The organism is Campylobacter sp. CNRCH_2014_2849 (assembly GCF_025772845.1).
Classification (GTDB): domain Bacteria; phylum Campylobacterota; class Campylobacteria; order Campylobacterales; family Campylobacteraceae; genus Campylobacter_D; species Campylobacter_D lari_D.
In genome coordinates this window covers 1-19880 of the sequence record NZ_JAKMSW010000012.1, presented here as the reverse complement: position 1 = coordinate 19880, position 19880 = coordinate 1, and the positions used below count along the sequence as shown (strand labels likewise).

The window sequence follows — 19880 nt, the reverse complement described above, 5'->3', positions numbered from 1 at the left end:
TTTAAGCCTTTATTTTAGAACCAAAAAAACCATACCATGATACATATAAAAATAATGGGGCCATAGCCAAATATCCCATGCTTGTTCCAAAATAATCATTAATTAAACCCATGATAATAGGCATAATAGCACCACCAACTATACTCATAACAAGTAAAGAACCACCTAATTTCACTTGATTAAAAGGAAGATTTTTTGTTGCAACTGCAAAAATAGTAGGAAAAGAAATGGACATAAAGAAAAATAATGCAATTAAAATAACTATACTAATAAATCCGCTAGCAAAATACAAGCATACACATAAAATCACATTAATAAAAGAATACCATCCTAAAATAGTCTCACCTTTAATTTTCTTCATCAAAGGCGTAGAAAGAATACGACCTAACATAAAAGCAATTAAAGCTATCGAAAAATAATAAGCCCCTTGTTCATCTTTTAGATTTTCATTATGCTCACTAAGATAATTTATAAAAAAAGCTCCCGCACTAACTTGATTTGCTATATACAAAAATTGTGCTAGCAATCCAAAATTAAAATGTTTATGCTTAAAAACTCCAATAGGTTTTGAGGTATCTTTTTGTTCATAATCACTACTTACTGCTGATCCTTCTGGAATTTTATTCAATGCAAAAGCAATCAAGATCAAAATAACAATTGCTGCAATACCAACATACACTAACTGGACATTACCCATATTAGCAAGTAATGCAGCTTCTATTTGTTCTTTACTTGCACCTTCTTCTTGTTTTGTAATAGATAAAAACAAAGCTCCGCCTATGATAGGTCCTAAAAATTGACCCAAACCATTAAAACTTTGAGCAGCATTAATTCTAAAACTAGCATTTTTCTCATCACCAAGTTTTACCATATAAGGATTAGCACTAGTTTCCAAAGAACCAATACCGCAAGCTAAAATAAAAAAAGCAAATAAAAATAAGTAAAAATTAGCTAAATTTGTAGCTGGAATAATCAATAAACAACCTATTGCATACAAGATTAACCCAAAAATAATACCAATTTTATAAGAGTATTTATTTGCTATATATCCAGCAGGTAATGCTATGATAAAATAAGCACCAAAATAAGCGAGTTGCAAAAATCCACTTTCATGTTGAGTGATATGTAAATGATTTTGAAAATTCTTATTCATCACATCAATCAGCCCATAACTAACTCCCCATAAAAAGAAAAGAGAAGTTACTAAAATAATTGCTATTTTTATATTTTTAGAGTTATTTAACATATATCCTCCTTGTTATTAAATTTCATCCCAATTTAGAGCTCTATCTAAATGGATATATCCACCATCAGGAGTTAAAATTTGTCCTGTTGTGTGTGAAGCAAGAGGGCTTAGTGTAAAAACTGCTGTGTTTGCTATTTCTTCTATAGTTGTAAAACGATGACCTAATGGTATGCATTTTGCTATTTTTTCATATTGAGCTTTTGGATTTGGAAAATTTGACAACCATTTTTCATAAAGAGGAGTCATAACTTCAGCCGGTGCTATAGCATTAACTCTAATATTATCTTTTGCAAAAGCGCAAGCCCATTCTCTTGTAAAACCTATTTGAGCAGCTTTTGCTGAAGCATAAGCTGAAGTTCTACCTTGTCCTGTTAAGCCGGTTTTACTTGTGATATTTAATATACTTCCTTGTTGCTTTTTAATATATGGTAAGCATTCTTTAGTCATAGTATAATAATGAAAAAGATTATTTTCATAAGATTTAATTAATTCTTCAGTTGTAGCATCTTCTATATGTAAATTATCATTTGCTCCAGCATTATTAACCAAAGCATAAATTCCACCATATATATTAACAACACTTTTAACAAGTGTTGAAATTTGTTCTGTATTTTTTAAATCTATTTGATAAAATCCATAATTTCCACAAATGTCTTTTAGCTCATCATCTTTTTCTTTAGAAATTTCACTTCTTGAAAAAATAATTGGAATCCCACCTTCTAAAGCCCATAATTTAGCAATACCATAACCAATCCCTTTAGCACCACCTGTGATGATACAAATTTTATTTTTAATTTTTAAATCCATAATATATCCTTTTTTATTAATTTAGCAAGTTGTAGCAAGTCTCCAAACTGAAAAATCATTTTGTTCATTTAACTCTGCCTTTACCAATTCTCCATTTGAAATTCTTATGATCAAATCTATAAGCTCATCACGCACTTCTTCTTTTGTCTTAATCCCATCTATAATACTTCCTGCATTAATATCAATAGCATCATTCATATTTTCATAACAAAAAGTATTAGAACTCATTTTAATAGTAGGCACAATAGCTGAACCTGTAGGAGTACCACGACCTGTAGTAAAAACACAAATATTTGCTCCACCTGCCACCATAGCGCTAAGTTGTTCTATATCATTACCTGGCGTATTCATAAAAGTAAGTCCTTTGGAAATTACAGGTTTAGCATAATCAATCACATCCATTAAAGTTCTAGTACCTGCTTTATAAACACAACCTAAAGACTTTTCTTCTATAGTGCTAAGCCCACCTGCAATATTTCCCGGACTAGGATTTGCTCCGCGTATATCAGCATGAAAAGATTTAACTAAATTCTCATAGCCTAAAATCTTATCATATACCTTTTTAGCTACTTCATCATTTTTTGCTCTCTTAGCAAGTATGGCTTCACACCCTATAAGCTCTGTAGTTTCTGCTAAAATTACTGCACCACCTTCATCAATTACAAAATCACTTAAACTTCCTAAAGCAGGATTGGCACTAAGACCGCTATAACTATCGCTACCACCACATTCTGTGCCTAAAATCAAATCACTAAAATCGCCATCTGTTTTTTCCAATTTTGCAGCATTTTCAAGCATTTGATTTACTATTTTAACACCCTTTTCTATGGTATTTTTACTACCACCGCACTCTTGTATTACTAAATATTCAACCATCTTATAAGGTGTCACTTCTTTTATTTTTTCAGCTACTATTTTCGCTTGTATTACCTCACAACCAAGTCCTACAATTAAAACACCAAAAACATTAGCATTACTTCCATGACCTATTAAAACATCTCTAGTTTGCAAAGCATCAAATTCGAGTTGAGAACAGCCATGTTGATGATTAATATATACTGCCCCATTGCATTTTCTGGCTATATTTTCGCACACCTTATTAGCACAATGCACGCTTGGTATAATAATGACTTTATTTCTCAAGCCAAATTTTCCATCTTCTCTTCTATAACCCATTATCTTTTTCATATTTATTCCTTATCCCCACGACCTCTAATACCTGCACTATTGTGAATATGCACCCATTCACCTTTATTAATATCACAACTTGCACTAGCTATAGCTTCTGCATATTTGATGACAACTTCATCTTTTTTTATATCTTTTAGTGCGAATTTATGTCCATTTGCAATATCATCTAAAAGTTCTATATTTTCCACGATTTCACCTTTTTTAAAATCACGCAAAGCAGTAGCGACATTATCTTTTTCATTGACTATAATATAGGCTTTCATAATTTTATACCCGTTTCTTTTTCTATAGTTTTAACAAGTTCTTTAGCTTCATTAAAACGAGTATTTAATTCTTCTTTTGTAGCATGTGATAAAGGATGGATGCTTGTATTTGCAAATTCAAATCCTCTAGCTTTTAAAAGCAAAGCAAATCCCATAGGAAAAGCCATACTCATACCAAATCTTATAGCTTTTAATAAACTTTTTTGAATCAGCAAAGCTCTATCTATATTTTTTTCATTGATTGATTTATAAATTTCACTCATAAGTTCTGGAAAAACACCACCTATACTAGTCATAGAACCATTTGCCCCTATCAGTAGTGCTCCTGCATAAAATTCTTCTCTTCCTACAAAAACATCAAAATCACCAGGCACTACATCTAATATATGATTTAAAAGTAAAGCATCTCCACTGCTATCTTTTATACCCACAACATTATCAAGCTTTGAAACTCTTTCTATAAATTTCAAACTTAGTGCTGGTGCAAAAAGAGGGATGTTATAAATATACAAAGGAAGCTTCACTTTAGAAGATAAATCTTTAATATATTCAAAAAGTGCATCTTCACTTAATTTATAATAATAAGGCATAGCAAGCAATAAAGCATCAAGCCCTAATTCATATGCTTTTTGTGCCAAAGTAAAAGTATTTTGATAAACTGTTGATGCAATACCTGTAATAACAGGGATATTATTTTTTGCAGCTTCTTTTGTAAGTTTCATTATTTTGACTTGCTCTTCTATACCTAAAGCTTGAGAATCTCCTGCACTACCATTACAAAATAATCCATTTAAACCTTTTGAGATACCAAATTCGCAGTATTTAATAAATTCGTTTTCATTAATATTTCCACTCATATCATATGGAGTTAATAAGGCTGGTAAAGTTCCCTTTAATATTCCCATATTTTTTCCTTTCATTTTTTGTATATACAAAAATATTTTTATATACAAAAAATATAGCTAAAAAATAGAAATTTTTAAAAACATCAAAATGATAAAAAAACAATACAAAAGTCTTATAAAAGTAGTTATAATCAATCATCTAAAGCAAAAACTGCTAATAGAAAATATTTTTTATATTATTAAAAATGTTACTAAAAGTAAAAAATATGATAGAATTTATCTATCGAAAAAGGAGCAAAATGACACATCAACCAACATTAAGAGTTTTAAAAATTTTAGAATTATTGGGCAATAATAATCAAAAAAATACACTAAGCTCTATTGCAAAAGATTTAAATATCCCTCCAGGGACACTTTCTCCTATACTTCAAACTTTACAAGCTAAAAATTACATTAAATGTGATAAAAATAAATTTTACACATTAGATTATAAAATTTTAGAAATTAGCCGTTGTATTTCAATAAAAAATAGCGCATTAGAATTAATTAAAAAACATATGAAAAACATCAGAAACTTAACAGGACAAACATGCCAAATGGGAATATTAAAAGAAGGAAATGTATTTTATTTAGAAAAACTTGATTCGGATAATCAAATACAAATCAAGTCTTTTGTCGGTGCTTCATATCCAGCTTACGCTACATCTTTAGGAAAAGCATTACTAGAAAAGAAAACTTATAAAGAGCTTGAAAAAATTTATCCAAATCCTTTTGAGAAAATAACACCAAATACATTAAATAATCTAAAAGAGCTTTACGAAGAATTATCTTCTATCAAAAAAAATAAAATAGCATTAGAAAGTGGGGAAATGAACCCAGAAATTGAGTGTATGGCCATAGGAATTGAATACGATGAAAAAATTATAGCTGCAATTAGTATTTCATATCATATATTTTACTCAAATGCAAATTTTAAAGAAAAAAATCAAAAAATTTTACTAGAAGAAAAATACAAAATAGAACAAGATTTAAAATTATATTTCCCGGAATTAGAAAATATATATCAATAAAAATCCCTAATTAGGGATTTTTATTCTTTTTCTTTTAATTTAAGTTTTTGTTCTTGATATAATCCCGTTCCAACAGGAATCATACGACCTAAGATTACATTTTCTTTTAGATCTTCAAGATAATCAAATTTACCTGCAATACTTGCTTCTGTTAAAACTTTCGTTGTTTCTTGGAAAGAAGCAGCTGAAATCACACTATCACTTCCAATAGCCGCTCTTGTTACCCCAAGTAACACAGGTTCAGCCACAGCAGGCTCACCACCATATCTTAAAATTCTTTCATTTTCTTCTCTGAATTTTCTTCTTGAAACTAAATCACCCACGATGAAGTTAGTATGACCACTATCTACAATTTTAACTTGTCTTAGCATTTGTGATACGATGATTTCAATATGCTTATCAGAAATCACAACACCTTGACCGCGATAAACTTGCTGAATTTCAGAAATAAGATAATAATGTAATGCTTTTTCACCTAAAATTCTAAGTACATCATGGCTTGAAATAACTCCATCGGTTAATTTTTCACCCGCATGGATAAACTCACCATCTCTTACTTGAATACGTTTTGATTTATCTATCAAATACTCTGCACTACTTCCATCTTCTGCTTGAATAATGATTCTTTCTTTTGATCTTAAAGGTTTATCAAATCTAACAACTCCGTCAATTTCAGCTACAACAGCAGTGTTTTTCGGCTTTCTTGCTTCAAATAATTCAGATACTCTTGGAAGACCCCCGGTAATATCTTTTGATTTAGCTGCTGCCTTTGGTGTTTTAGCTAAAATATCAGCTTGCTTCACCTTATCACCATCATTTACATAAATAACAGTTTTTGGCTCTAATTGATAACGCACTACTTTGTCATTTTCACCTATGATTAACAACGCTGGACGCACTCCACTTGGTAAATACTCATTAATAACAAGCGATCTTTTACCTGTTGCTTCATCAATTTGTTCATCAGCACTATAGCCTGATTCAATATCTTCAAAATTTATAGTACCTGCAACCTCTGCAATTACGGTGTTATTATATGCATCCCATTCAGCAATGATAGTTTTGTCTTCTTTGCTTGATTTTGCTATGATAGCTTTAGGATTATCCACAAAAGCACTATCATCAAATTCAATCACGGATTCTCTTGGTATATAATGTCTTTTTGCTTCTCTATCATTTTCATCAGCAATAACAACAAAAACACCTTTTTCTTTAACTATATCACCTTTTTTAAGATTTTTAATCCTATCTAAACCATCGCCTTTGAGCATGTAAAATTTTAATGTGCCTTTTGCACCTGCTATAATATCTTGAGTGATAGGATCACCATCTTTTACTAGCAATTCACTTGCATAAGGAATACGATTTGGTATATTCCAACCTTCTTTGATTACTTCAACAATACTTTCATTTTCAGCTACTTCAACACCATCGCTATATGGAATATATAACTTACCTTCGATATTACCACTTACACCAGCAAGCTCATTAGCTTTTGCTAAATCATATTTTCTTAATATAAATTTAGCTTCATTGTTTTTTGCTTTAACACTAACCACCACATCTTCATACGCATGTTCAATATGGATAGTTCCTTTAAATGGAGCTTTGATTTTTGGCTCAACAAGTAAAATAGCAGCATTGCGATGATTTGCAACGATAGTTTTACCTTGTCTATCTTCATAAGTGTTAAGATTATAAAATCTTACAAAACCTTCTTTGTGTGCTACTACTTGACGATCTTGCAAATCTGTACTAGCAGTACCACCACTATGGAAAGTTCTTAGTGTAAGCTGAGTTCCTGGTTCACCGATTGATTGAGCAGATATAATACCTACAGCTTCACCTGGCTTAACTAATTTGCCCTCACCTAGGTTAATACCATAGCATTTAGAACAAACTCCTTTTTTAGCTTTACAAGTAATAGGAGTTCTAATACTTACACTCTTTACACCACTTTCAACAATTACTCTAGCTTTTTCTTCATCTATTAAAGTACCTTCTGAAAATAAAATTTCATTAGTAATAGAATCAATAATATTTTCAGCTAAAACTCTTCCTAAAATTCTTTCCTCTAAGGTTTCAATCACAACACCATCTGCTGTGATTTCATTAATTTCAACACCCTCATGTGCACCACAATCATCCATTGTAACTTTTACATTTTGTGCCACATCGATAAGCTTTCTTGTTAAATAACCTGCATTTGCTGTTTTTAATGCTGTATCTGCGAGACCTTTTCTAGCACCATGAGTTGAAATAAAATATTCAAGAACATTAAGTCCTTCACGGAAATTTGAAATAATCGGTGTTTCAATGATTGAGCCATCAGGTTTTGCCATAAGACCCCTCATCGCAGCAAGCTGTGAAATTTGAGCTGCTGAACCTCTAGCACCAGAATCTGCCATCATATAAATAGAGTTAAATCCTTCTTTATCTTTTTTAATTAACTCCATCATATCTTTTGACAGGATATTATTAGTACTTTTCCAAATATCGATAATCTTATTATATCTTTCACCCGAAGTAATCAAACCTAAATTATATGAATTTTGAATTTCTCTTACTTGTTTTTTAGCTTCTTCTATGCTTTTTTGCTTTTGATCAGGCACAATAATATCAGCAATTGAAATAGAAATACCTGCTTTTGTTGCATATTCAAAACCAAGATCTTTTAGTTTATCTAAAAAGCTAGCACTTACTTCAAGGCCACCCTCTTTATAAACATAATCAACCAAAGCTGCGATATCTTTTTTCTTCATGACTTTATTCCACATATTTTCAGGAACAAAATCAGGTAAGATAGACTTAATAATCAATCTACCCGCGGTTGTTGTGATTTTTCTTCCATCAACTACACTTCTAATGCTTGCATGAATATCTAAAGATTTTGCTTCTAGAGCAATCATAACCTCTTCAATACCTGTGCAAATTTTATGCTCACCTTTAGCACCATCTTTTTCTAAAGATAGATAATAAATCCCCAAAACCATATCTTGAGAAGGTACAGTTACAGAACGACCACTTGCTGGAAGCAAGATATTCATAGATGAAAGCATTAATACTTTGCACTCAGCTATTGCCTCTTGAGATAAAGGCACATGCACAGCCATTTGGTCCCCGTCAAAGTCAGCATTAAATGCCGCACACACTAATGGATGAAGTTGAATCGCTTTACCCTCTACAAGCACAGGATGAAAAGCTTGGATAGAAAGTTTATGCAAGGTTGGAGCACGGTTAAGCATTACAGGATGACCTTTAACAACCTCTTCTAAGCACTCCCAAACCTCATTAGTTTTGTTTTCTATCATTTTTTTAGCTTGTTTTACGGTAGTTGCATAACCTTTTTCTTCAAGCTTAGCTAACAAATGTGGTTTAAATAATTCTAAAGCCATTTTTTTAGGTAAACCGCATTGATCCATTCTAAGTTTTGGTCCAACAACAATAACACTACGACCTGAGAAATCCACCCTTTTACCAAGTAGATTTTGTCTAAAACGACCTTGTTTACCTTTGATAATTTCACTTAAAGATTTCAATGGGCGCTTATTTGCACCTTTAACTGCATTTGCTCTTCTGCCATTATCAAACAAAGCATCAACTGCTTCTTGTAGCATTCTTTTTTCATTTCTAATGATAATTTCAGGTGCATCAAGCTCCATAAGTCTTTTTAAACGCGTATTTCTATTGATAACCCTTCTATATAAATCATTCACATCAGAAACTGCAAATTTTCCACCATCTAAAGCTACCAAAGGTCTTAAATCAGGTGGTAATACAGGTAAATTTGTGATCATCATCCACTCGGGACGATTTGGTACTACTTCATCAATATTTGTATTGCTATTTAAATTACTGTTTAAGAAATTTTCTACCACTTTTAAGCGTTTGATGATAGTTTTTTTCTTTGCTTCTGAATTAGTTGCTGCAATATCTTCTTTTAATTTATTTAAAAGCTCGACAAGATCTAAATTTGCTAGTAAATCTCTAACAACTTCACCACCCATTCTAGCTTTAAATCCACTACTTTCATAGCGTTGCATTAAATTTAAATACTGCTCTTCATTTAACACATCACAAAATTCAACTTTTTTAGTATTTTCATTATCATAGTACGCATCACCTGGATTTTCTACTATATATGCTTCATAATATAATACACGTTCTAAGTCTTTCATCTTTACGCCGAGTAAAGTACCGATACGACTTGGTAAAGAGTTCACATACCATATATGTGCTACTGGGGTAACTAGCTCAATATGCCCCATTCTTGAACGACGCACTTTAGAACTAGTAACTTCAACACCACATTTTTCACACTTAATGCCCTTAAAACGCATTTTTTTATACTTACCACAAAGACACTCATAATCTCTTACTGGTCCAAAAATTTTAGCACAAAAAAGCCCATCTCTTTCAGGCTTTAAAGTTCTATAATTAATTGTTTCTGGTTTTTTTACTTCCCCATAAGACCATGATTTGATTTTTTCAGGACTTGCAAGTCTTAATTGAAAAGCTTCAAAGTCTCTAGGTCTGCCATCTTCTTTTATTTCGATAGGTTTAAATTTACTCATTATTCTCATCCTTATCAAAAATCTCAACATCTAAAGCAAGAGATTTTAATTCATTTGTAAGTACAAAGAATGTCTCTGGAATACCTGTTGCTGGAACATTCTCGCCTTTTGTTAAAGCTTTATAAGCACTAAATCTACCCTCAACATCATCAGATTTTATGGTTAACATTTCTCTTAGAGTATGAGCTGCTCCATAAGCTTCAAGAGCCCAAACCTCCATCTCACCAAATCTTTGCCCACCAAATAATGCTTTACCGCCAACTGGTTGTTGTGTTACTAAGCTATAAGGTCCAGTGCTTCTTGCGTGAACTTTTTCATCTACTAAATGGTGTAATTTAAGCATATACATACATCCAACATGCACACGCTCTGCCATTTTTTCACCAGTTCTTCCATCATAAAGTTCGCTTTTTCCATCCATAGCTATTTTAGCCATTTCAAAAAGCTTACCAAATTCTTCAACCGTTACACCTTCAAATACAGGAGTAGCAAATTTTACCCCTTTAGCCCAATCTCTAGCATAAGAAATAAGTTGCTCATCATTTAAAGTTTGTACAAATTTCTTTTCTAGCTCAAGTCTAGATACACTACAAATTTCAAGAATTTTTTCGCGTAATTCTTTTACAAAATCTTTTTGTTTTCTATCAAAAATTTCTTGAATTTGATCACCTAGTCTCATACCAACAATCCCTAAGTGACTTTCAAGAATTTGTCCTATATTCATACGACTTGGAACCCCTAGAGGATTTAAAGCTATATCAATAGGTCTTCCATCAGGTAAATAAGGCATATCAACTTCTGGAACGATATTAGATACAATACCTTTATTTCCATGGCGTCCCGCCATTTTATCCCCAACTTTTAATTTTCTCTTAGTCGCAATATATACTTTAACAAGTTTTACCACTCCACTTGGTAAAATATCATCTTTTTCTAAAATTTCTAATTTTTCATCATGCTCTGTTTTAAGCTTTTTCTTCTCGTTTTGGAAGTGATTTTTTAAATCATCATATTCCTTTTGTACTTCTTTAGAATAAGCTTTAACTAAAGAATTTAATGCAAAACGATTAATTTTTTCCAACTCGGTAATTTCTACCTTGGAACCTTTTTTATATTTAACACCATTTATTTCTTCGTCTGAATTTAAAGGTGATTTAGAAAGCAAAGAACATACTCTTAAAGTTTCTTCTCTGTCCATCATCAAAAGTCTATCGTGATGTTCTTTTTCAAGATTTAATTTTTCATCATCATAGGCTTTTACAGCACGAGCATCTTTTTCATAACCTTTTTTAGTAAATATTTTTACATCTACAACAACACCTTCCAATGAAGCAGTTGCATATAAAGATTTATTTACAACATGTCCTGCTTTTTCACCAAAAATAGCTCTTAGTAATCTTTCTTCAGGCGTAGGTTTTACCTCACCTTTAGGTGAAACTTTACCTACCAAAATCATACCAGGCTTTATATGAGTTCCTATTTTTGCAATACCACTCTCATCAAGATGTGCTAAATCTTCCTCTTTAACATTTGGAATATCTTTTGTAATCTCTTCAACGCCATCTTTAAGTTCTCTAGCCTCTACTTCTTTTTCATAAATATGAACACTAGTGAAAGTATCTTCGCGTAAAATTTTCTCACTAATTACAATAGCATCTTCATAATTATATCCATGCCATGGCATAAATGCGATCAAAGCATTTTTACCAATAGCAAGCTCTCCTTGGTCCATACTTGGACCATCTGCAATAATTTGACCTGCTTGAATAAATTCGCCTTTTTTCACAATCGGGTGTTGAATAAAAGTTGTATTTTGGTTAGTTCTTAGATTTTTTTCCATTTTATAATGATCAATAAATGGTCCATTTTCATCTTCGCCCAAAATAAAAATATTTTTATTATCAACTTTTTCTACAATACCTGCTCTTTTAGCTTTAATAGCTTCCCAAGCATCACGCGCAATGATTTTTTCCATACCAGTACCTACTATAGGTGCTTGTGCGGTTAGTAAAGGCACTGCTTGACGCTGCATGTTTGAACCCATCAAGGCTCTGTTTGCATCATCATGCTCCAAAAATGGAATCAAAGAAGCTGCAACCCCTACTATCATACCTGAACAAAGGTCAATCAAATGCACTTCTTCTCTTCTTGCTAAGATTGTTTCACCATCTTGTCTTGCTTCAACAAATTCTTCAACAATATTACCTTTTTCATCAATTTTAGTTGAAGCAGCTGCAATCACTAAACCTTCTTCTTGAGTAGCGGTTAAATAAACAATTTCATTGCTTACTTTTCCATTTTCTACTTTCTTATAAGGTGCTTCAACAAAACCTAGATCATTTACTTTAGCATAAGTTGAAAGCGTATTAATCAAACCGATATTTTGACCTTCTGGAGTTTCAACAGGACAAATTCTTCCATAATGCGTTGCATGGACATCACGCACTTCAAAACCCGCTCTTTCTTTTACTAAACCACCCTCGCCAAGCGCAGATAAACGACGCTTGTGAGTTACCTCGCTTAATGGATTTGTTTGATCCATAAATTGAGATAATTGACCACCGGTAAAAAATTCCATAATTGTCACAGTAATTGTTTTAGGATTGATCAAGTCATAAGGCATTACTTTATCAATATCTGCATTTAATGCGGTAAATTTATCTCTGATTGATTTTTGCATTTTAGCAAGACCCACATGAAGTTCATTAGCTAAAAGCTCTCCAATCGATCTAATACGACGATTACCTAAATGATCTCTATCATCAATATGGCCTCTACCATTTTTTACTTTAATTAAATATTTTGCAGTTTTTACTATATCTTCATTTGTTAAAACTGTAACATATTCAGGTGTATCTAATCCTAGTTTATGATTCATTTTCATACGACCAACTTTTGTTAGATCATATCTTTCAGGATTAAAAAATAAATCATTTACAAAAGCTTTTGCAGCATCTTTTACTACAGGCTCGCCTGGTCTCATTACTTTATAAATTCTAATAGCTGCTAAATCATTTTCATCTTCTATATTTTCAGTTTGTTTTAATAATTTTAAAGTCTCATTATCTTGAATGAAAGAATTAATAATAGCAGCATCAACTCCATTTGCTAAGTCATTTGCAATATCAAATTGTTTTTCTTCTTTAATTTTAGCTAATTTTCCCTCATCTAATAGCGTTAAAGAATCAAATAAAACCTCACCGGTTTCTTTATTAATAATAGGGTTAGCTAAATATCTATTTGTTAAAATTTCAATTGGATATTCAACCCATTTAACACCGTCTTTTATAAGTTGCTCAGCTTTTTTCTTTGTCATTCTTTTACCGGCTTGATGTACAACATTGCCTTTTTCATCTTTTAAGTCATATTCGACTCTATCTAAAAAGTCATTTGGATTAAATTCAGTTAAAAATTTATCTTTTTTAACATGAATAGTTTGTATAGGGTAAAATAATTTTATAATATCTTGCTTTTTATAACCAAGTGCTCTAAATAAAATAGTAATAGGCACTTTCCTTCTTTTATTAATACGCACATAAAGCACATCTTTTGCATCATACTCAAAATAAAGCCAAGAACCACGATCTGGTATAATTTGAGCTGTATATACTAACTTATTTGCAACAGTAGAACTTTCTTCTTCTTTAAAAATAACACCTGGACTTCTATGAAGTTGATTTACAACAACTCTTTCAACCCCATTAATTATAAAAGAAATTCTATCTGTCATTAAAGGAATTTCTCTAATATAAATTTCTTGTTCTTTGATATCTTTTATACCGATTTTTTCACCCGTTTTTTCATCTTTTTCATGTAAAGTTAAACGGATTTTCATTTTCAAATTTACAGAATAAGTTAAACCTCTTTCCATGCACTCTCTAATGGTGTATTTAGGTTTACCTACTTCACTACTTACATATTCTAAACTTAATCTATTTTGCGGATCATGGATTGGAAAGATAGATTTGAAAACTTTTTCAATTCCACTTTCTGAATTTTTTGCATCTAAATTTAAAAAATAATCAAAACTCTTTTTTTGTAATTGTAATAAATTTGGAATGTCTATTTGTTGTGGAACATTCGAGAAGTCTATTCTTAAACGATTTCCTGATTGTGAATTTAACATATTATTATACCCCATGGTAAAAGTATTAAAAGAAAGAATCCTTATTAAAGGAAAACAAGAAAGGATATAAAATCCTTTCTTTTAAAAATAAAAAATTATTTAAGTTCAACCTTAGCGCCAGCTTCTTCAAGTTGTTTTTTAGCTTCTTCAGCTTCAGCTTTACTAACACCTTCTTTAAGAACTGATGGAGTTTGCTCAACTGCATCTTTTGCTTCTTTTAATCCAAGACCAGTTAAAGCACGAACAACTTTAATTACATTAATTTTTTTATCGCCACCATCTTGTAATACAATATCAAATTCAGTTTTTTCTTCAGCAGCACCGCCAGCAGCACCCGCAACAGCAGCACCCGCAACCATAACTGGAGCAGCAGAAACACCAAATTTTTCTTCAAATTCTTTTACTAATTCTGAAAGCTCAAGAACACTTAGGTTAGAAATAAATTCTAATACATCTTCTTTAGTAATTGCCATTTTTTATCCTTTTTATAATTTTATTCAGCTTCTTTTTTTTCTTTTAATGCATTTAATCCAATTGTAAAATTGGTGATTGGTGCATTCCAAACTTGCAAAAGCATAGCAAGTAGTTCATTGCGAGAAGGCATTTTAGCTAAAGCTTTAACTTTATCTACAGAAGCAACTTCACCTTCGATAAATGCAGTTTTGATCTCAAATGCTTGATTAGCTTCGCTAAATTTATCAGCAACTTTTGAAACATTTAATTGGTCTTCACCCCAAAGATAAATATTAGTATCTTTAAGTTCCATTCCATCTTTGCCGGCATTTTTAAGAGCAATACTTGCTAAAGTATTTTTAATAATTTGAACTTTAACATCCATTTCTCTCGCATTATTTCTTAACTCTTCAAGTTTTTTAGTATTTAAACCCTTATAGTTACACACTACAACAGCCTCACTAACTTTAAAACCTTCTTCAAGTTTAGAAACAAGTTCAACTTTTTGGCTTTTAGTCATCTTTACTCCTTTCCGACCGGTGATTTCAAGCAGAGCAGAAAAATCTAATTAAGTCCTAAGACCTCGGCTATCTCCAATCTAAGATAAAAATTAGATAAAATAAAAGTTATTATCTTATCTAATTTTTATTAATGAGAGTAAAACTCTCATTAATTTTATTTTGTATCAAGTAATTCTTGAGTATCAAGAGAAAGAGAAGGACTCATAGTTAAAGAAAGACTAGCATTTTTAATATATCTTCCTTTTGCAGCAGCTGGCTTGTGTTTATTAATAGCTTTTACAAATGCTGTCATATTTTCTTTTAATTGTTCTTGAGTAAAGCTAACTTTACCTAAACCTGCATGGATATTTCCTTGCTTATCAACACGGAAGTTAACTTGACCATTTTTAGCATTATTCACAGCTTGTGCAACATCCATTGTCACAGTACCTGTCTTAGGATTTGGCATTAAACCTTTAGGTCCTAAAATACGACCTACTTTACCAACTAAACCCATCAAATTTGGAGTAGCAATTAAAACATCAAAATTCATATTTCCTTTTTGAATTTCTTCTACTAAATCATCACTACCAACTATATCAGCACCTGCATTTTTTGCCTCATCAGCTTTTGCATCTTTTGCTATAACAGCAACACGCACTTTTTTACCTGTACCACAAGGTAAAACTACACTACCTCTTACCATCTGATCTGCATGTCTTGGATCAACATTTAATTTTAAAGCAATTTCAACTGTTTCATCAAATTTAGCAGATGCAAGAGTTTTAACTGTGCTTATTGCTTCATCCATTAAGTAATTTTTATTTGAATCTATTTTTTTTAATAATTCTGTAAATCTTTTAGTATTTTTTGACATTAATTTTTCTCCGCATTTTATATAAAGTGCTACCGCCTTTTTAAACTCTTGGCGGTAAAGAGTATTAATCTACGATTTCAACACCCATAGAACGAGCAGAACCCATAATAATCTTAGCAGCTTGCTCTCTATCTTTTGTGTTCATATCAGCTATTTTTTTATCAACAATTTCTAAAACTTGTGCTTTAGTTAATTTACCTACTTTATTTTTTAAAGGATTATCCGCACCTTTAGAAATACCTGCAGCTTTTTTGATTAAATCAGTAGCTGGTGGTTGTTTTGTGATAAATGTAAAGCTTTTATCTGCATAAACAGTAATAACAACTGGAATATTAAAGCCAGCCATATCTTTTGTTCTTTCATTAAATGCCTTACAAAATTCCATAATATTAACACCTTGTTGACCCAAAGCAGGACCAACTGGAGGTGATGGATTAGCCTTAGTAGCAGCTATTTGTAATTTTATTTCTCCTACGACTTTTTTAGCCATAACCTTACTCCTTTACTTGCTATATTATCAAACTATTTTTTCAACTTGAGAGTATAAGATCTCTACTGGAGTTGATCTGCCAAATATTGAAACATTTAGCTTTAAAACTCCTCTAACCATATCATATTCTTCTACAATACCAACAAAGTTTGCAAAAGGACCTTCGGTTATTCTTACACTTTCTTCTTTATCAAATGAAATTTTAGGTTTAGGTGCTGCTTTATTTTTCACCTTTTCTAAAATAAGATTGATATCTTTCTCACTCAATGGGGTTGGTTTTTTACTTTCCCCTATAAAACGACCAACTTTTGGCAAAGATTGAATTTTATGCCAAAGTTCTGTTGATAAGTCAATATTGGCAAATACATAGCCTGAATACAAACTTCTTTCGCTTATTTTTTCTTTACCATTTTTAAATTCAATCACATCTTCAGTTGGAACAATTACTTCTAGCAATTGCTCTTGAATTCCATGATCTCTAACTAAATTTTCTATGGCTCTTTTTACGGCCATTTCACTACCTGCATAAGTTTGAATTGCATACCATTTATGATTCATTATTTTATCCTATAATCTTAGATAATGAAAATGACATAATCAAGTCAACCAATGCTAAAAATAATGAAACAACAATAACAACTACAAAAACAGTAATATAAGCATTTCTAACTTGCTCTTTCAAAGGCCAAATAACTTTTGATAATTCAGCTTTTGACAATTTAAAATAAGTTATTAGTTTTTCCATATTTAACCTTATTTTGTGGCAGGGCAAGAGGGATTCGAACCCCCAACCATCGGATTTGGAATCCGGCGCTCTACCGTTGGAGCTATTGCCCTAAGGGCTTTTATATAAAAGCCTTAACTTTTTAATTTAACTTCTTTATGAACTGTATGTTTTTTTAATCTTGGGCAATATTTTTTTAATTCTAATTTTTCAGTTGTATTTTTACTATTTTTAAAAGTACTGTAATTAATATCACCGCACTCTTCACATTTCAAGCCAACTTTAATTCTCATTTTTATTCCTTAAAAAAAGCGAGATAAAATCTCGCTTATGATTATTTAATAATTTTAGATACAACACCTGAACCAACAGTACGGCCACCTTCACGGATAGCAAAACGAGTACCTTCTTCAAGTGCAACTGGTGCAATAAGACTTACAGTAATTCTAACATTTTCACCTGGCATAACCATTTCAACGCCTTCTGCAAGTTGGATAGAACCAGTAACATCCGTTGTTCTTACATAGAACTGTGGTCTATAGTTATTAAAGAATGGAGTATGACGACCACCTTCATCTTTATTTAAAATATAAACTTCTGCTTCAAAGTCAGTATGTGGAGTAATTGATTTTGGCTTAGCAAGAACCATACCACGAAGAACATCTTCTTTTTTAGTACCACGTAGAAGAACACCTACGTTATCACCTGCTTCACCTTGATCCATTTCTTTTCTAAACATTTCAACACCAGTTACTGTAGTGCTTTGTGTTTCTCTAATACCAACGATTTCAATAGTATCACCAACTTTAACAACACCTTTTTCAATTCTACCAGTAACAACTGTACCACGACCTGAAATTGAGAATACGTCTTCGATTGGCATTAAGAAATCTTTATCTGTATCACGAGCTGGAGTTGGAATATACTCATCAACTGCTGCCATAAGATCTAGGATTTTTTTAGACCATTCACCATCTTGTCCGGCTTTTGCTTCTTCAAGAGCTTGTAAAGCAGAACCTGAAATAATTGGAGTATCATCTCCTGGGAAGTCATAAGAACTTAATAGTTCTCTAATTTCCATTTCAACTAATTCTAATAATTCAGCATCATCAACCATATCAGCTTTATTCATGAAAACAACGATATATGGTACACCTACTTGGCGAGAAAGTAAGATGTGCTCTCTAGTTTGTGGCATTGGACCATCTGCAGCAGAAACAACAAGAATAGCACCGTCCATTTGAGCAGCACCAGTAATCATATTTTTAACATAGTCAGCGTGACCTGGGCAGTCTACGTGAGCATAGTGACGATTTTCTGTTTCATACTCAATGTGAGAAGTTGCAATAGTAATACCACGCTCTTTTTCTTCAGGAGCATTGTCGATATTATCATAATCTTTAAGCTCAGCCAAACCTCTTCTTGAAAGAACAGCAGAGATAGCAGCTGTTAAAGTAGTTTTACCGTGGTCAACGTGACCAATAGTACCAATATTTACGTGAGGCTTATTACGTGAAAATTTTTCTTTAGCCATCTTTTTCCTCCATATAAAATTTACAAACAAATACTAATTTATGTTTTATAATCTTTTGAAATCAATGGAGCTCATAGCGGGACTTGAACCCGCGACCTCTCCCTTACCAAGGGAGTGCTCTACCTCTGAGCCATACGAGCGCTCAGAAAAATTAAAAACATAAATTATAAAATTTTGGAAATTGAAACTGCTAGAAATTCTTAATTTAAAAACAGCTCCCAGTTTCACTCTACCAAAATTAGGTTGGAGCGGGAAACGGGACTCGAACCCGCGACCCTCAGCTTGGAAGGCTGATGCTCTAGCCAACTGAGCTACTCCCGCAAAGCAATGGTGGTGAGTCGTGGATTCGAACCACGGAAGGCGAAAGCCAGCAGATTTACAGTCTGCCCTCGTTGGCCACTTGAGTAACTCACCATGATAAAAATGCTTTTTATTTCTGGTCAAACACTGCTATCAACAATGGAGCTGGTTAAGGGACTTGAACCCCCGACCTGCTGCTTACAAGGCAGCTGCTCTACCAACTGAGCTAAACCAGCAAAAAATAAAGTTGAATTATAATGTAATTTTGAATTAATGTCAAGTGTTTTAAATAATTTTATATAATTTTTAAAAAAATAAAGGATTGATTATGAAAATTTTATTTTCACCTAGCGAAAGCAAAAATAAAATAAATACGCAAGGTTATATAAATAAAAACTCTTTTGTTTTTAGTAATTTATATAGTAAAAGACTTGAAGTACTTACAAAATATAAAAATCATATAAAACAATGCAATGAAGTTGAACTTGAAAAATTTTTTGGTATAAAAGATGCAAGTGAAATAGAAGAATTAACTCATGATATTTTAACAAAAGAAACAAACAAAGCTATTCAAAGATACAATGGAGTTGCTTTTGATTATTTAGACTATGAAAATTTAAGCGAGAATTCAAGAAAATACATAGATGAGAATGTTTTGATATTTTCTAATCTTTTCGGTCCTATTTTAGCAAAAGATTTAATACCTTATTATAAATTAAAACAAGGAGAGAAAATTAAAGAATTTAATATAGAAAAATATTACAAAGATAGTTTCTCTGATGAACTCGATAAATTTTTCGAAAATGAATTAGTCATTGATCTTAGAGCTAAATTTTATGAAAAATTTTATACTATTAAAAAGCCTTTTTTAACTTTTACC

Annotated in this window: 17 protein-coding genes and 5 tRNA genes; 2 read left to right on the top strand and 20 right to left on the bottom strand. The window is 31.8% G+C overall.

The features are described 5' to 3' along the window. Position 1: 1 nt before the first annotated feature. The 5 genes from fucP to L8X33_RS07595 are packed head-to-tail and all read right to left on the bottom strand — an operon-like array spanning position 2 to position 4412. A complete protein-coding gene (gene fucP, locus L8X33_RS07615; RefSeq protein WP_133319927.1) occupies positions 2–1246 on the bottom strand; it encodes an L-fucose:H+ symporter permease in 1245 nt (414 codons plus the stop codon). 15 nt (positions 1247–1261) lie between these two features. Next, entirely contained in the window at positions 1262–2053 is a 792-nt protein-coding gene (locus L8X33_RS07610) for an SDR family oxidoreductase (RefSeq protein ID WP_133319928.1), read from the bottom strand. A gap of 21 nt (positions 2054–2074) precedes the next feature. After that, positions 2075–3241 carry a UxaA family hydrolase gene (locus tag L8X33_RS07605; protein ID WP_263661683.1) on the bottom strand — a complete coding sequence of 389 codons (1167 nt, stop codon included), beginning with the start codon at positions 3239–3241 and terminating at the stop codon, positions 2075–2077. A 2-nt stretch (positions 3242–3243) separates the two neighbouring features. Then, positions 3244–3507 carry a UxaA family hydrolase gene (locus tag L8X33_RS07600; protein WP_263670385.1) on the bottom strand — a complete coding sequence of 88 codons (264 nt, stop codon included), beginning with the start codon at positions 3505–3507 and terminating at the stop codon, positions 3244–3246. Continuing rightward, entirely contained in the window at positions 3504–4412 is a 909-nt protein-coding gene (locus tag L8X33_RS07595; RefSeq protein ID WP_263670384.1) for a dihydrodipicolinate synthase family protein, read from the bottom strand. Before L8X33_RS07595 ends, L8X33_RS07600 begins: the two co-directional genes overlap by 4 nt. 239 nt (positions 4413–4651) lie before the next feature. Between L8X33_RS07595 and L8X33_RS07590 the strand changes: the two genes are divergently transcribed. Beyond that, complete coding sequence (locus tag L8X33_RS07590; protein WP_263659895.1) at positions 4652–5422, top strand: IclR family transcriptional regulator; 771 nt, start codon at positions 4652–4654, stop codon at positions 5420–5422. A gap of 20 nt (positions 5423–5442) precedes the next feature. Here the strand turns inward: L8X33_RS07590 and rpoC are convergent, their stop codons facing one another. The 15 genes from rpoC to L8X33_RS07515 form a co-directional block, all read right to left on the bottom strand. Then, positions 5443–9996, bottom strand: coding sequence for a DNA-directed RNA polymerase subunit beta' (gene rpoC / locus L8X33_RS07585; protein WP_263670383.1), 4554 nt, complete (start codon positions 9994–9996; stop codon positions 5443–5445). Next, positions 9989–14122 carry a DNA-directed RNA polymerase subunit beta gene (rpoB, locus tag L8X33_RS07580; RefSeq protein ID WP_220566613.1) on the bottom strand — a complete coding sequence of 1378 codons (4134 nt, stop codon included), beginning with the start codon at positions 14120–14122 and terminating at the stop codon, positions 9989–9991. Before rpoB ends, rpoC begins: the two co-directional genes overlap by 8 nt. A 95-nt stretch (positions 14123–14217) precedes the next feature. Next, the gene (rplL, locus tag L8X33_RS07575; RefSeq protein WP_012661184.1) at positions 14218–14595 is read right to left on the bottom strand and encodes a 50S ribosomal protein L7/L12; all 378 of its coding nucleotides are present in this window, start codon (positions 14593–14595) and stop codon (positions 14218–14220) included. Between the two features lie 20 nt (positions 14596–14615). Then, complete coding sequence (gene rplJ / locus L8X33_RS07570; RefSeq protein ID WP_133319935.1) at positions 14616–15095, bottom strand: 50S ribosomal protein L10; 480 nt, start codon at positions 15093–15095, stop codon at positions 14616–14618. Between the two features lie 155 nt (positions 15096–15250). Beyond that, positions 15251–15952 (bottom strand): 50S ribosomal protein L1, encoded by a 702-nt coding sequence (rplA, locus tag L8X33_RS07565; RefSeq protein ID WP_039617747.1) that lies wholly within the window; start codon positions 15950–15952, stop codon positions 15251–15253. Between the two features lie 64 nt (positions 15953–16016). Next, positions 16017–16442: a 50S ribosomal protein L11 gene (gene rplK / locus L8X33_RS07560; protein ID WP_012661181.1), complete on the bottom strand. Its 426-nt coding sequence runs from the start codon at positions 16440–16442 to the stop codon at positions 16017–16019. A gap of 27 nt (positions 16443–16469) precedes the next feature. Beyond that, on the bottom strand, positions 16470–17003 hold the full coding sequence (gene nusG, locus L8X33_RS07555; RefSeq protein WP_087684660.1) for a transcription termination/antitermination protein NusG: 534 nt from the start codon (positions 17001–17003) through the stop codon (positions 16470–16472). Position 17004: 1 nt separating this feature from the next. Next, complete coding sequence (gene secE / locus L8X33_RS07550) at positions 17005–17187, bottom strand: preprotein translocase subunit SecE (RefSeq protein WP_263666845.1); 183 nt, start codon at positions 17185–17187, stop codon at positions 17005–17007. Positions 17188–17203: 16 nt separating this feature from the next. Continuing rightward, positions 17204–17279: transfer RNA gene (locus L8X33_RS07545), tRNA-Trp, on the bottom strand. 21 nt (positions 17280–17300) lie between these two features. Next, positions 17301–17459, bottom strand: coding sequence for a 50S ribosomal protein L33 (gene rpmG, locus L8X33_RS07540; protein ID WP_039617743.1), 159 nt, complete (start codon positions 17457–17459; stop codon positions 17301–17303). Positions 17460–17500: 41 nt separating this feature from the next. Then, complete coding sequence (gene tuf, locus L8X33_RS07535; RefSeq protein ID WP_039617742.1) at positions 17501–18700, bottom strand: elongation factor Tu; 1200 nt, start codon at positions 18698–18700, stop codon at positions 17501–17503. Between the two features lie 65 nt (positions 18701–18765). Continuing rightward, positions 18766–18840, bottom strand: a tRNA-Thr gene (locus tag L8X33_RS07530). A gap of 104 nt (positions 18841–18944) precedes the next feature. After that, positions 18945–19021 (bottom strand) — tRNA-Gly (locus tag L8X33_RS07525). A gap of 7 nt (positions 19022–19028) precedes the next feature. Further along, positions 19029–19114, bottom strand: a tRNA-Tyr gene (locus tag L8X33_RS07520). 46 nt (positions 19115–19160) lie between these two features. Next, positions 19161–19236, bottom strand: a tRNA-Thr gene (locus L8X33_RS07515). Between the two features lie 92 nt (positions 19237–19328). Here L8X33_RS07515 and yaaA point away from each other — a divergent pair. After that, positions 19329–19880, top strand: a 552-nt coding sequence (gene yaaA / locus L8X33_RS07510) for a YaaA family protein (RefSeq protein ID WP_263670382.1), incomplete at its 3' end; no start/stop codon positions are given.

Coding starts and splice junctions, on each gene's coding strand:
- fucP (WP_133319927.1), bottom strand. CDS start 1,246: ATGTTAAATAACTCTAAAAATATAAAAATAGCAATTATTTTAGTAACT.
- L8X33_RS07610 (WP_133319928.1), bottom strand. CDS start 2,053: ATGGATTTAAAAATTAAAAATAAAATTTGTATCATCACAGGTGGTGCT.
- L8X33_RS07605 (WP_263661683.1), bottom strand. CDS start 3,241: ATGAAAAAGATAATGGGTTATAGAAGAGAAGATGGAAAATTTGGCTTG.
- L8X33_RS07600 (WP_263670385.1), bottom strand. CDS start 3,507: ATGAAAGCCTATATTATAGTCAATGAAAAAGATAATGTCGCTACTGCT.
- L8X33_RS07595 (WP_263670384.1), bottom strand. CDS start 4,412: ATGGGAATATTAAAGGGAACTTTACCAGCCTTATTAACTCCATATGAT.
- L8X33_RS07590 (WP_263659895.1), top strand. CDS start 4,652: ATGACACATCAACCAACATTAAGAGTTTTAAAAATTTTAGAATTATTG.
- rpoC (WP_263670383.1), bottom strand. CDS start 9,996: ATGAGTAAATTTAAACCTATCGAAATAAAAGAAGATGGCAGACCTAGA.
- rpoB (WP_220566613.1), bottom strand. CDS start 14,122: ATGTTAAATTCACAATCAGGAAATCGTTTAAGAATAGACTTCTCGAAT.
- rplL (WP_012661184.1), bottom strand. CDS start 14,595: ATGGCAATTACTAAAGAAGATGTATTAGAATTTATTTCTAACCTAAGT.
- rplJ (WP_133319935.1), bottom strand. CDS start 15,095: ATGACTAAAAGCCAAAAAGTTGAACTTGTTTCTAAACTTGAAGAAGGT.
- rplA (WP_039617747.1), bottom strand. CDS start 15,952: ATGTCAAAAAATACTAAAAGATTTACAGAATTATTAAAAAAAATAGAT.
- rplK (WP_012661181.1), bottom strand. CDS start 16,442: ATGGCTAAAAAAGTCGTAGGAGAAATAAAATTACAAATAGCTGCTACT.
- secE (WP_263666845.1), bottom strand. CDS start 17,187: ATGGAAAAACTAATAACTTATTTTAAATTGTCAAAAGCTGAATTATCA.
- rpmG (WP_039617743.1), bottom strand. CDS start 17,459: ATGAGAATTAAAGTTGGCTTGAAATGTGAAGAGTGCGGTGATATTAAT.
- tuf (WP_039617742.1), bottom strand. CDS start 18,700: ATGGCTAAAGAAAAATTTTCACGTAATAAGCCTCACGTAAATATTGGT.